The sequence below is a fragment of the Cellulosimicrobium cellulans genome, assembly GCF_024124905.1.
GTDB classification, from domain to species: Bacteria; Actinomycetota; Actinomycetes; order Actinomycetales; family Cellulomonadaceae; genus Cellulosimicrobium; species Cellulosimicrobium cellulans_G.
On sequence record NZ_JAMXST010000001.1, the window covers coordinates 494016 to 506820 of the forward strand.

General features: G+C 73.8%; 10 protein-coding genes. All 10 read right to left on the minus strand.

All coding sequences use genetic code 11. The features are described 5' to 3' along the window. Positions 1-3: 3 nt before the first annotated feature. The gene (locus NHH00_RS02310; RefSeq protein WP_253049724.1) at positions 4-1884 is read right to left on the minus strand and encodes an ABC transporter ATP-binding protein; all 1881 of its coding nucleotides are present in this window, start codon (positions 1882-1884) and stop codon (positions 4-6) included. Then, the gene (locus tag NHH00_RS02315) at positions 1881-3779 is read right to left on the minus strand and encodes an ABC transporter ATP-binding protein (RefSeq protein ID WP_253050726.1); all 1899 of its coding nucleotides are present in this window, start codon (positions 3777-3779) and stop codon (positions 1881-1883) included. The genes NHH00_RS02310 and NHH00_RS02315 overlap by 4 nt, the downstream gene beginning before the upstream one ends. 293 nt (positions 3780-4072) lie before the next feature. Then, positions 4073-4843 carry an imidazole glycerol phosphate synthase subunit HisF gene (gene hisF, locus NHH00_RS02320; RefSeq protein WP_253049726.1) on the minus strand — a complete coding sequence of 257 codons (771 nt, stop codon included), beginning with the start codon at positions 4841-4843 and terminating at the stop codon, positions 4073-4075. Beyond that, positions 4840-5778, minus strand: a complete 939-nt coding sequence (locus tag NHH00_RS20920) for an FKBP-type peptidyl-prolyl cis-trans isomerase (protein ID WP_253049728.1) — start codon at positions 5776-5778, stop codon at positions 4840-4842. The genes hisF and NHH00_RS20920 overlap by 4 nt, the downstream gene beginning before the upstream one ends. Positions 5779-5887: 109 nt before the next feature. Next, positions 5888-7249: a Pup--protein ligase gene (gene pafA, locus NHH00_RS02330; protein WP_253049730.1), complete on the minus strand. Its 1362-nt coding sequence runs from the start codon at positions 7247-7249 to the stop codon at positions 5888-5890. 6 nt (positions 7250-7255) lie between these two features. Then, the gene (gene prcA, locus NHH00_RS02335) at positions 7256-7987 is read right to left on the minus strand and encodes a proteasome subunit alpha (RefSeq protein ID WP_253049732.1); all 732 of its coding nucleotides are present in this window, start codon (positions 7985-7987) and stop codon (positions 7256-7258) included. Beyond that, positions 7984-8919, minus strand: a complete 936-nt coding sequence (gene prcB, locus NHH00_RS02340) for a proteasome subunit beta (RefSeq protein ID WP_253049734.1) — start codon at positions 8917-8919, stop codon at positions 7984-7986. The genes prcA and prcB overlap by 4 nt, the downstream gene beginning before the upstream one ends. Before the next feature lie 19 nt (positions 8920-8938). Next, positions 8939-9139: a ubiquitin-like protein Pup gene (locus tag NHH00_RS02345; protein WP_253049736.1), complete on the minus strand. Its 201-nt coding sequence runs from the start codon at positions 9137-9139 to the stop codon at positions 8939-8941. 152 nt (positions 9140-9291) lie between these two features. Beyond that, positions 9292-10929 (minus strand): depupylase/deamidase Dop, encoded by a 1638-nt coding sequence (gene dop / locus NHH00_RS02350; protein WP_253050728.1) that lies wholly within the window; start codon positions 10927-10929, stop codon positions 9292-9294. 169 nt (positions 10930-11098) lie between these two features. Then, on the minus strand, positions 11099-12757 hold the full coding sequence (arc, locus tag NHH00_RS02355) for a proteasome ATPase (protein ID WP_253049738.1): 1659 nt from the start codon (positions 12755-12757) through the stop codon (positions 11099-11101). Positions 12758-12805: the final 48 nt, after the last annotated feature.

Consider the following 12805-nt stretch of genomic DNA (forward strand, 5'->3'; position numbering starts at 1 on the left):
GGGTCAGCGGGTCTGGGAGACCCAGGCGTCGTGCATGCGGGCGTACACGCCGCCCGCTCGGGCGAGGTCGTCGTGGTGGCCGACCTCGACGACGTGGCCCGCGTCCACCACGACCACGAGGTCCGCCGCCTCGGCGGTGGAGAGGCGGTGCGCGATGGTCAGCGTTGAGCGGCCCGCGGTGAGCGAGGCGAGGGCGCGGGCGATGCGGACCTCGGTCGCGGGGTCGACGGCGGACGTCGCCTCGTCGAGGACGAGCAGGTCGGCCTCGGCGAGGTAGGCGCGCACCAGGGCGACGAGCTGCCGCTCCCCGGCGGAGAGCGACTCGCCCCGCTGGCCGACCGGGGAGTCGAGCCCGTCGGGCAGGTCCGCGACCCAGTCGGTGAGCCCGAGCCGTTCGACGGCCGCCTCGATCCGGGCGCGGCGTGCGACGTCGGGCTCGTGCTCGGCGTCGCCGCGCAACCCGTAGGCGACGTTGTCGGCGAGCGTGCCGTCGAAGAGGAAGCCCTCCTGCGGCACGAGCACGACGCGCTCGCGCAGGGACTCGACGGCGAGGTCGCGCAGGTCGGTGCCGTCGAGCAGCACGCGCCCCGCGGTCGGGTCCATGAGCCGGGTGACGAGCTTGGCGATCGTCGTCTTGCCGGACCCGGTGGCCCCGACGACGGCGACCGAGGCCCGGGCCGGGAGATCGAGGTCGACGCCGTGCAGCACCTCGGGCCCGTCCGGGTAGGCGAACCGGACGCCCTCGAGCCGCACGTGGGCGGGCCCGCGCGGGCTGCGCTCGCCGTCGGCGCCCCGGTCGACGACCTCGACCGGCGTCTCCAGCACCGCGAGCACGCGGCGCCACCCGGCGACCGCGTTCTGGAGCTCGTTGAGGATCTCGGTCGCCATCTGCACCGGGCCCGTGAAGAGCTGGACGAGGAAGAGGAACGCGAGGAGCTGCCCGACCGAGACGTCGCCGGCCACGCCGAGGTACGAGCCGACCACGACGACCACGGCCAGCACGAGGTTCGCGACGAGCACGCCGCTCGAGAAGACGACGGCGACGAGCTTCTGCGCCCGGACCATCGCTCGCCGGGTCGCGTCCACGGCGGCGTCGATGCGGCGCGCGGTGCGCGCGCCCGCCCCGTACGCGCGGATCGTCTCGGCGCCGACGATCGACTCGGAGATCGCCCCGAGCATGCCGCCGACGCGCGCACGCACCCGCGTGTAGGCGTCGTTGACGCGGGCCTGCGCGGGGCGCAGGACCAGGAACAGCGGGACGAAGCACGCCCAGACGACGAGCGTGAGCTGCCACGAGTACACGGCCATGAGGACCGTCGCGACGCCGATCTGCAGCACCGAGACGAGCAGCATGATGCCGCCCCACTGCACGAACAGCGAGATGGTGTCGACGTCGCTCGTCACGCGCGAGACGAGCGAGCCGCGCCGTTCCGTGTTCTGCGTGAGGACGGAGAGGTCGTGCACGTGCCGGAACGCGCGCACGCGCAGGCCGGCGAGCCCCGCCTCCGTCGACCGGAACAGCCGGACGTTGACGAAGGCCGAGCAGAGCCCCGCGAGGACGATGACGACCGCGGCGACGCCGACGAGCACGGCCACGCGCGTCGTGTCCGGACCGCCGTCGGCGAGCACGCCGGTGTCGACCGTCTGCTGGACGGTCACGGGGACCACGACGCGGCCCAGCGCGGCCGCGACCGCGAGGCCGAGCGTGACCCAGATGCCGTCGAGGATCTGCGGCGAGACCTGGACGCCGCGGCGCAGCGTGGCGAGGACGCCGAGCGAGCTCGCCGAGGCGATGCGGGCGTCGCCCGGGCGGCCCGGCGCGCCGTCGGGCGCGGATGCCGTGGCCGCGGTGTCGGAGCGCTCCGTGGTGGTCGACCGGCTCATTCCTCCAGCGCCCCCGTCTCGACGTGCTGCACGACGTCGTCCTCCTCGATCTCCTCCCGGCGCGCGAGGTCGCCCCCGCGTGTCTCCTCGCCGTCCTCGGCCGCCGTCCGCGCGGTGTCGTCGGTGGCGTCCGCGCGCTCCTGCTCGCGCCGCTCCGCCTCGCGGGCGTAGGCCGTCGCGAGCTCGCGGTAGCCCCGGTCGCGCGCGAGGAGCTCGTCGTGCGTCCCGACATCGACCACGCGGCCGGACTCGACGTGCACGACGACGTCCGCGAGCGCGACGCTCGACATGCGGTAGGCCACCATGACGACGGTCGGGCGGTCGGCCCCCTCGCGGGCGAGGCCCGCGAGGATCTGCTGCTCGACCCGCGGGTCGACCGCGGACGTCGCGTCGTCGAGGACGAGCAGGCGCGGGCGACGCACGAGGGCGCGTGCGATGGCGAGCCGCTGGCGCTGGCCGCCGGACAGGTTCGCCCCGCGCTCCCCCAGCGGCGCGTCGAGGCCCTCCGGCAGTCGCGCGACGACGTCGTCGACGCGCGCCAGGCGCAGCGCCTCCCAGACCTGGTCGTCGTCCGGGCCCGCGTCGCCGTCGTCGGCGAGCGTGACGTTCGCCCGCACGGAGTCCTCGAAGACGAAGGCCTGCTGGGCCACGAGGGCGACCTGGGACGTCAGGTCGGCCTCGCGCACGTCCCGCACGTCCGTGGCGTCGAGCAGCACCCGGCCGCGCGTGGGGTCGGAGAGGCGGGCGAGCAGCGACACGAGCGTCGTCTTGCCCGCACCCGTCGGGCCGACGACCGCGACCGTCGTCCCGGGGTCGACCTCGAGGTCGATCCCGTCGAGCAGCGTGATCGCTCGGCCGCCCGCGCGGACGTCCACGCCGACGCCCTCGAGGCGCACGCCCAGCCCGGAGCCCCCGCCGGGGAGCCCGCCGGTCCCGGGTCGCAGCACGCCGCCCGCGTCGACGACGCGGCTGATGCGCTCGTACCCGACGAGGGCGCGCGGGAGCTCACCGAGCACCCACCCGAACGCCCGGACGGGGACGGCCATGATCGTGAGGAGGTAGGCGGCGGTGACGATGTCGCCCGCCGCGACGCCGCCCGAGGTGAGCCGGACGGTCCCGACGGCCAGGACGAGGAGCGTGCCGAGCGACGGCAGCAGCTCGATGACCGGGTCGAAGAACGCCCGGACGACGCCGACGCGCACGTTCGCGGCGCGCAGCTCGTCGGTGCGCTCGGCGAAGCGCCGCTCCTCGCGGTCCGCGGTCCCGAGCGACGTGACGAGCAGCGCCGCCTCGAAGCTCTCGTGCGCGACGTCCGAGACCTCGGCCCGGAGCTGCTGCGCGCGCGTGATCGCGGGCGACATGTGGCGCTGGAAGACGATGTTCACGGCGATCGCGAGCGGGATGACGATCAGTGCCGCGCACGCGAGCCACACGTCCACGCGGAACAGCATCACGGCCGCGACGCCGATCATGACGACGACACCGAGCGCGAACGGGAGCGGGTTGAACACGCCCGTCGCCGCCTCGACGTCGGAGTTCGCGTTGGACAGGAGCTGCCCGGCGGGGTGCGAGCGGTGCCACGACATGGGCAGGCGCAGGTACTGGCGCGTCACCGCGGTGCGGTGCCGCGCCTGGAGCGCGGCGTACCCGTTGCCCGCGAAGATGCGGCGCGCGGCCACGCTCGCCGCGAGGGAGACCGCGATGCCGGCGAGGACGAGGCCCGCGACCCAGATGCGGCCGCGCGCGGCCTCGTCGCCCGCGATCGCGGGGACGACGACCTCGTCGGTCGCGGTGCCGATCGCGCTGCTCACGGCGACGGTGAGCGCGCCGAAGAGCGCGGACGACCCGATCGCGAGGGCGTAGGTGCGCGGCTCGTCGCGGATGCCGCGGCCCATGAGGGCCAGCGACCGGCGCACCCGGGACCCGGTCAGGGCGTGCGGGCGCCGGACGCTCGGCTCGTCGGGGAGCAGGTCCCGGGGCGGGTCGGGCCGGTCCGTCGGAGCCGGCAGGTCGGTCGGGGCGGGCGGGGCGTCGGCGCCGGTGGGGCGCGTCCTGCTGCCGGGCACGGGACGGTCCTCGTCTTTCGTTCAGGGGTTGCACGATCTTCTCATGCGCCCCTGACACGCCCCGACGGAGCTCTGCCGACGGGCGACGACGGAGCCGGACCTCCGCCCTGCCCGAGGGTGGCTCAGCGCACCTCGACGCCCTGCGCGCGCATCGCGTCCTTGACCTGGGCGACCGTCAGGGCACCGAAGTGGAAGACGCTCGCGGCCAGCACCGCGTCGGCCCCGGCGCGCGCGGCGGCCACGAAGTGCTCGGGCGTCCCCGCCCCGCCGCTCGCGACGAGCGGGACCCGGACCTCGGAGCGCACCGCCGCGAGCATCTCGAGGTCGAAGCCCGCGGTCGTCCCGTCGGCGTCCATCGAGTTGAGGAGGATCTCGCCCGCCCCGAGCCCCGCAGCGCGCGCGGCCCACTCCACGGCGTCGATCCCGGTCCCCCGACGCCCGCCGTGGGTCGTGACCTCGTACCCGGAGTCGGTGCGCACGTCGCCCGTCGTGCGCCGCGCGTCGACGGACAGGACCAGCACCTGGCTGCCGAAGCGGTCCGCGATCTCGGCGATGAGCTCCGGGCGGGCGATCGCCGCCGTGTTCACGCCGACCTTGTCCGCTCCCGCGCGCAGGAGGCGGTCCACGTCCTCCGCCGAGCGCACGCCGCCGCCGACGGTGAGCGGCACGAAGACCTGCTCCGCGGTGCGCCGCACGACGTCGTACGTCGTCTCGCGGTTCCCCGACGACGCCGAGACGTCGAGGAACGTCAGCTCGTCCGCGCCCTCGGCGTCGTACCGCGAGGCGAGCTCGACGGGGTCGCCCGCGTCGCGCAGGTTCTCGAAGTTGACGCCCTTGACGACGCGCCCCGCGTCGACGTCGAGGCACGGGATCACGCGGATCGCGACGGTCATGAGGACTCTCCTTGGTCGGCCGGCGCGTCGCCGGTCGTGTCGGTACCGGCGCCGTCGGTGCCGCCCTCGGCGGCCTCCTCGGCGGTCACCGGGAACTGGGCGTCGAGGATGTCCACGACGTAGACGAGCGTCTCGCCCGCGAGCGGGTTGGCCGTCTCGCCGTAGGCGAGGTCCGGCGGCACGACGAGCAGCACCTGGCTCCCCACGGACTGCTCCAGGAGGCCCTGCTCCCACCCCTCGATCACCTCGCCGATCCCGATCATGATCGACAGGGGCGCGGTGTCGTCGGTCCAGGTCGTGTCGAAGACCCCGCCGTCGGACCAGCGCACGCCCGTGTAGCGGACCGTGACGACCTGGCCGACCTCGACCTGGCGGCCGTCGCCGCGAATCAGCGGCTGCACGACGAGCCCGCCCGGCGCGGCCGTGTCGGGCGGGATCGCGACGCTCGGCGCGCCGTCCTCGGCGAGCGTGACGGTCGGCAGGCCCTCGACCGGCGCGACCGCCTCGCCCGACGCCCGGGTCGGGAGCACGTCCACGACCAGCGCGACGGGGACGCCGTCGTCCTCCTCGAGCCGCAGGAGGCGCGCGCCCACCCGCTGGCCGCGCAGGAGGTCGCGCAGGTCCCGCCCGACCGACTCGTCCGTCAGCGTGCGCCAGCGCGGCGCGTCGGTGTAGGTGTTCTGGAGCACCGTTCCGTCGCTGACGTCCTGCGCGTACAGGTTGAGCAGGAGCGGACCGCCGTCGACGAGCTCGGCGCCGGCGCCCGGCCACACCACCTCCGAGGACGCCTCCGGCACGTCGAGCGGGGCGCGGTACTGCAGCTCCGGGGGCGCGCCGGAGGACCCGACGACCGTGAGGTCGGTGTTCAGCGGGGTCGGCGTCGCGTCCTCGGGCTCGGTGCAGGCGGCGAGGGCGAGCGACGCGACGAGCGCCACGAGCAGTGCGAGCGCCCCCCGGGCTCCGGGCGCACGACGACGAGCGGACCGGAGGCCCGGCACGGGGCGCCCGGTCGGAGGAACCAGGTTCGTCACATCACGTCCCGCATCACATCGACTCGATGAGGCGCTCCACGCGCTCGTCGACGTTCCGGAACGGGTCCTTGCACAGGACCGTGCGCTGCGCCTGGTCGTTGAGCTTGAGGTGCACCCAGTCGACCGTGTAGTCCCGGCGTGCCTCCTGGGCGGCGCGCACGAAGTCGCCGCGCAGCTTGGCGCGCGTCGTCTGCGGCGGGACCGCCGTCGACTCGAAGACCTCGAGGTCCGTCGTGACGCGCTCGACCATCCCGCGCGCGGCCAGGAGGTTGTACAGCCCCTCGGTCCGCGAGATGTCGTGGTACGCGAGGTCCAGGCGCGCGATCCGCGGGTCGTCGAGCTCGAGCCCGTGCTTGGCCTGGTACCGCTGGATCAGCCGGTACTTGATGACCCAGTCGAGCTCGCGGTCGACCAGCGAGAGGTCGCCCGTCTCCAGGGCGCGAAGCCCTCGCTCCCACAGGTCGAGGACCTGCTTGACGACCGGCGTGGGCGAGACGTCCTGCTCGACGAACTCCTTCACCCGCTGCAGGTACTCGCCCTGCAGGTCGATCGCGGTGACGGTCCGTCCGCTCGCGAGCTGGACCGGCTGCTTGCCGGTCATGTCGTGGCTGATCTCGCGGATCGACCGGATCGGGTTCTCGAGCGCGAGGTCGCGCATGGGCACGCCCGCCTCGACCATGCGCAGGATGAGGTCGGTCGTGCCGACCTTGAGCATCGTCGTCGTCTCCGCCATGGACGAGTCGCCGACGATGACGTGCAGCCGCCGGTAGCTCTCGGCGTCGGCGTGCGGCTCGTCGCGCGTGTTGATGATCGGGCGGGACCGGGTCGTCGCGCTGGAGACCGCCTCCCAGATGTGGTCGGCGCGCTGCGACAGGCAGTACACCGCGCCGCGCGGCGTCGTGAGGACCTTGCCCGCGCCCGTGAGCACCTGGCGGGTGATGAGGAACGGGACGAGCACGTCCGACAGGCGCGAGAAGTCGCCCTGGCGCCGCACGAGGTAGTTCTCGTGGCACCCGTACGAGTTCCCCGCCGAGTCGGTGTTGTTCTTGAACAGGTGGATGCGGCCGGGCAGGCCCTCGTGCTCGAGGCGCTGCTGCGCGTCCGCGACGAGACCCTCCAGGATCCGCTCCCCGCCGCGGTCGTACGCGACGAGCTGGTGCACGTCGTCGCACTCCGCCGTCGCGTACTCGGGGTGCGAGCCGACGTCGAGGTACAGGCGCGACCCGTTGCGCAGGAAGACGTTCGACGACCGGCCCCACGCCACCACCTTGCGGAACAGGTAGCGCGCCACCTCGTCCGCCGACAGCCCGCGGCCGTCGTCGGACGCGCACGTCACGCCATACTCCGTCTCCAGCCCGAAGATCCTGCGGTCCATGCGGTCCTACCCCTCGTCCGTCGCGGCACCGGTGTCGGTCGCGTCGTCCGCGAGCAGGTCCTCGAGGGCCTGCCCGGACAGCCGCCGGAAGGCGCGTCGCGGGCGCGTGCGGTCCAGGACGGCCACCTCGAGCTGGGCGGCCGGGATGGTCCGCACCTCCTCGCCGTCGCCGCCCGACCCGAGCGCGCGCACGGCGAGGCGCAGGACCTCGGCCAGCCCCAGACCCGGCTGCCACGCGTCCTGGAGCACGCGGCCGAGCTGGTCGGCCTGCCCGCCCATGACGACGACGCCCTGCTCGTCCGCGACCGACCCGTCGTAGGAGATCCGGTAGAGCTGGTCCTGCGCCGCGGTCCGGCCGACCTCCGCGACGACGAGCTCGACCTCGAGCGGCTTGGACTCCGTGGTGAACACCGTGCCCAGGGTCTGGGCGTAGGCGTTCGCGAGACCGCGGGCGTTGACGTCGGTGCGGTCGTACGAGTAGCCGCGCAGGTCCGCGTAGCGCACCCCCGCGACCCGCAGGTTCTCGAACTCGTTGTACTTGCCCACCGCGGCGAACGCGATGCGGTCGTAGATCTCCGAGATCTTGTGCAGCGCGCGCGACGGGTTCTCCGTGGCGAACGCGATCCCGTCCTCGTAGGCGAGGACCACGACGGACCGGCCGCGCGCGATGCCCTTGCGCGCGAAGTCCGCCCGGTCCTTCATGAGCTGCTCGGGCGAGACGTAGAAGGGCATGTTCACTCGGCGTCACCTCCCGACGCGGGGCCCTGCGACAGGTCGTGCGGCTGGTCGTGCGGGACGGCCTCGGCGTTCGTCGCCGCGGGGCCGCGGCGCGGCACGCCCGTGCCGGACCGCTCGGCCACGATCTGCTCGACGACGGCGGCGAGCTCGTCGTCCGGGACGCGCTCGTAGCCGTCCCGGGTCACGACCGCGACGACGGGCCAGATCCGGCGCACCGGGTCGGGACCGCCCGTGGCGGAGTCGTCGTCCGCCGCGTCGTACAGGGCCTCGACCGCCACGCGCACGGACGCGTCCCGGTCGAGCTCGGTGCGCCAGAGCTTCTTCAGCGAGCTCCGCGCGAACACCGAACCGGAGCCCACCGAGTGGTAGGCGCGCTCCTCGTACCGGCCGCCGGTCACGTCGTAGGAGAAGATGCGGCCCGTGGCCCGGTCGAGGTCGAACCCGGCGAACAGCGGGACCACGGCGAGGCCCTGCATCGCGAGGCCGAGGTTCTGCCGGATCATCGTGGACAGCCGGTTCGCCTTGCCGTCCAGCGAGAGCAGGGTGCCCTCGATCTTCTCGTAGTGCTCGAGCTCGAGCTGGAACAGGCGCACGAGCTCGACCGCGATGCCCGCCGTCCCCGCGATCCCGACCGCCGAGAACTCGTCCGCGGGGAAGACCTTCTCGATCTCACGGTTCGCGATCATCGAACCCATCGTCGCGCGACGGTCGCCCGCCATCACGACGCCGCCCGCGACGCCCTCCGCGCCGAACGTGAGCGCCACGATCGTCGTCGCGTGCGGCGCGTCGGGCGCCGCGCCCCCGGACGTGTGCCCGGCGGTGCGGTGCGACGGCAGCAGGTCGGGGGCGTGCCCGGACAGGAAGTCCAGGAAGGACGACGACCCGGGGGTCGTGAAGGCGTCGGGCAGACGCCCTGGCTGGTCCGTGCTCATCGGGTTGCCGTCACCCTTCCTACTCGCCGCCCTTCTGGACGAAGCCCCGGACGAAGGACTCCGCGTTCGTCTCCAGCACCTCGTCGATCTCCTCGAGGAGCGCGTCGACCTCCGCCTCGCGCGACTGCGCCTGCGGCGCGACCGGGACCTCGGGGCCCTCGGGCTCGTCGTCGGGACGCCGGTCCTCGTGCGACGCGTGGGTGCGTTCGGTACCCGCCATGGCTGCCTCCTCGTCCGTCGGCCCGGTGCCGCGCCGACGCTCTGTCCGTTCCAACCCGGTCGGGGCTCGCGCCCTTCCCGGCCCTGCTCGCACGCGGCGCCCGTTCCGCGAGGGGCGGGGCGCCGTCGTACGTCCAGCCTAGTCGCCGCCGCTCACGACGGGCCTGCCAGACCCGCCAGGAGCGCCGCCGCGTCCGGGCTCGCGTCGAGCAGCGCGCCGATGTGCGCGCGCGTCCCTCGCAGCGGGTCCATCATCGGGACCCGCTGGAGCGACGGTGCTCCCTGGACGTCAAAGATCACCGAGTCCCAGCTCGCGGCCGAGACCTGGTCGCCGTAGCGGGCCATCACCTCGCCGCGGAAGTACGCGCGCGTGTCCTCCGGGGCGTGGTGCACGGCGGCGCCGACCTCGCGCTCGGTGACGACCCGGTCGACCGCGCCCGCCGCGAGGAGCCGGTGGTAGATGCCGCGCTCCGGGCGCACGTCCGACCACTGGAGGTCCATCGCCGCGAGCCGCGGGTGGCCCCAGTCGAGCCCGTCGCGTTCCCGCAGCCGGTCGAGGAGCCGCAGCTTGGCGACCCACTCGACGTCGCGCGCGCACGCGGCGCGGTCCGTCCTCAGGCGCTCGAGCACGGAGGCCCATCGCGCGAGCACGTCGCGCGTGGGCGCGTCGACGCCGTCGGTGCCGGCGAGCAGCTCCGCCGCCTGCGTCGCCACGTCGAGGTACTCGCGCTGGACCTCCAGCGCCGTCAGCTCGCGCCCGTCGGCGAGGGTGAGCCGACGCGTGAGGTCCAGGTCGCGGCTGACCCGCTGCACGTCGGCCACCGGGTCCGCCAGCCGCAGGCCCGCGAGCCGCGACCGCACCTGCGGCCCCAGCTCCTCCAGGTGCTCGACGACGAACAGCACGAGCGACGTCGTCCCCGTCTTGAGGTAGGTCGCGGTCTCGAGCATGTTCGCGTCGCCGATGATGAGGTGCAGCCGGCGCCAGCGCTGCCGGTCGGCGTGCGGCTCGTCGCGCGTGTTGACGATCGGGCGGCGCAGCGTCGTCTCCAGCCCGACCTCGGCCTCGACGTAGTCCGCGCGCTGGGAGATCTGGAACCCGTGCTCCTCGCCCGCGGGGCCGAGGCCGACGCGCCCCGAGCCGGCGAACACCTGCCGGGTCACGAGGAACGGCGTGAGCATCTCCACGAGCACCCCGAACGGGACGTCGCGGTCCACGAGGAAGTTCTCGTGCGTGCCGTAGCTCGCACCCTTGCCGTCGACGTTGTTCTTGTAGAGCACGACGGACCCGCCGGGCACCTGGTCCAGCTCGCGCGACGCCGCGAGCATGACGCGCTCCCCCGCCACGTCCCAGCACACGACGTCGTGCGGCACCGTGACCTCGGGCGAGGAGTACTCCGGGTGCGCGTGGTCGACGTACAGCCGGGCGCCGTTCGTGAGGATGACGTTCGCGGCGCTCGGGTCGTCGTACTCCTCCGTCGTCGGCCGTGCGACCTCCTGGAGCGAGCCCTCGGCCGCCCCGCCCCCGGCGGGCTCCGCCACGGGCCCCGAGGGCGCGGGCCGGGTCGGGTCGTCGGTGAGCAGCGACGGGTGCGCCGACGCGCGCGGCACGTGGAACCCCCGTGCGTCCTGCAGCGGGTCCTCGTCGTCGTAGTCCCACCGGGCCCGGCCGCGGGCGCCGTCGCTCCGCGCGGCGAGCGCCCGGTAGGTCGTGACGACCTGGCTCGACAGGAGCATCGGGTTCGCCATCGGCTTCCCCGGCTGCAGGACGCCGTACTCGGTCTCGATCCCCATGACCCGTCGCACGCTCACGCGCTCACCCTATGTCGGTCCTCCGACGGCGCGCGGACCGTGTCCACCGACGACGGCCCCCTCCCACGCAGCGGCGAGACCCCGCCGGTGCGACGGCCCGCGCGAGCAGGTCGCCGACCCGACGGGGTCTCGGGGCGTCGGTCGGGCGGTCCTACAGGTACTGGCCGGTGTTGGTGACCGTGTCGATGGTGCGCGGGGAGCCGCCCTCGCCCTTCTTCTGGACGATCGTGCGGATGAAGACGATGCGCTCGCCCTTCTTGCCGCTGATGCGCGCCCAGTCGTCGGGGTTGGTCGTGTTGGGCAGGTCCTCGTTCTCCTTGAACTCGTCCACGCACGCGGCGAGCAGGTGGTCGACGCGGATGCCGCGCTGGCCCGTGGCGAGGAAGTCCTTGATCGCGGACTTCTTGGCCCGGTCGACGACGTTCTGGATCATCGCGCCCGAGTTGAAGTCCTTGAAGTAGAGGACCTCCTTGTCGCCGCTCGCGTAGGTGACCTCGAGGAACTGGTTCTCGTCCTCCTCGGAGTACATCCGCTCGACCACCGACCGGATCATCGCGTCGAGCGCCTCGCGCTGGTTGCCGCCGTGCTCGGCGAGGTCCGCGGCGTGGATCGGCAGGTCCTCGGTGAGGTACTTGGCGAAGATCTCCTTGGCGCCCTCGGCGTCCGGCCGCTCGATCTTGATCTTCACGTCGAGGCGACCGGGCCGCAGGATCGCGGGGTCGATCATGTCCTCGCGGTTCGACGCGCCGATGACGATGACGTTGTCGAGCCGCTCGACGCCGTCGATCTCGGCGAGGAGCTGGGGCACGATCGTCGTCTCGACGTCGGACGACAGACCGGTGCCGCGCGTGCGGAACAGCGACTCCATCTCGTCGAAGAACACGACGACCGGGGTGCCCTGGGACGCCTTCTCCCGGGCGCGGGCGAAGATCAGGCGGATGTGCCGCTCGGTCTCGCCCACGTACTTGTTGAGGAGCTCGGGACCCTTGACGTTGAGGAAGTAGCTGCGCGCCGCGCCCGACCCGGCCTCGACCTGCTCCCCGCGCGCCCGCGCGACGGTGTGCGCGAGCGAGTTCGCGACGGCCTTGGCGATGAGCGTCTTGCCGCACCCGGGCGGGCCGTACAGGAGGACGCCCTTGGGCGGGTGCAGCCCGTGCTCACGGAACAGGTCGGGGTGCGTGAACGGCAGCTCGACGGCGTCGCGGATCTGCTCGATCTGCGGGCCGAGGCCGCCGATGTCCTCGTACTCGATGTCCGGGACCTCCTCGAGGACGAGCTCCTCGACCTCGGACTTGGGGATCACCTCGAACACGAACCCGCTGCGCGTGTCGATGGTCAGCGAGTCGCCGACGCGGAGCGACGCGTGCGCGACCGAGCCCGCGAGGCGCACGACGCGCTCCTCGTCGGCGCGCCCCACGACGAGCACGCGGTCGGCGTCGAGGATCTCCTTGGCGGTGACGATCTCGCCCGTGCGCTCGTACCCGCCGGCCGCGACGACGGTCATGGCCTCGTTGAGCTTGACCTCCTGGCCGGGGCGCAGCCGCTCCACGTCGAGGCTCGGGCTCGCCCCGACGTGCATCTTGCGCCCGGCGGCGGACACGTCGACCGACCCGTCCGGGTGCGCGGCGAGGAACACCGCGTACGTGCCGGGGGGCTTGGCGAGGTCGTCGATCTGCCGCTTGAGGTCGAGGATCTGGTCGCGCGCGGCCCGGAGGGCCTCGGCGAGCCTCTCGTTCTTCGCGGAGAGCAGCGCGAGCTCGCGCGCGCTGCTCTGCGGGGCCTCGTCGCTACGGCCGAATGTCTCGCTCATGGGGTGTCCCCTCTCGCCGGCGGCTCGCCCGACCGCGTGGTGGACGGC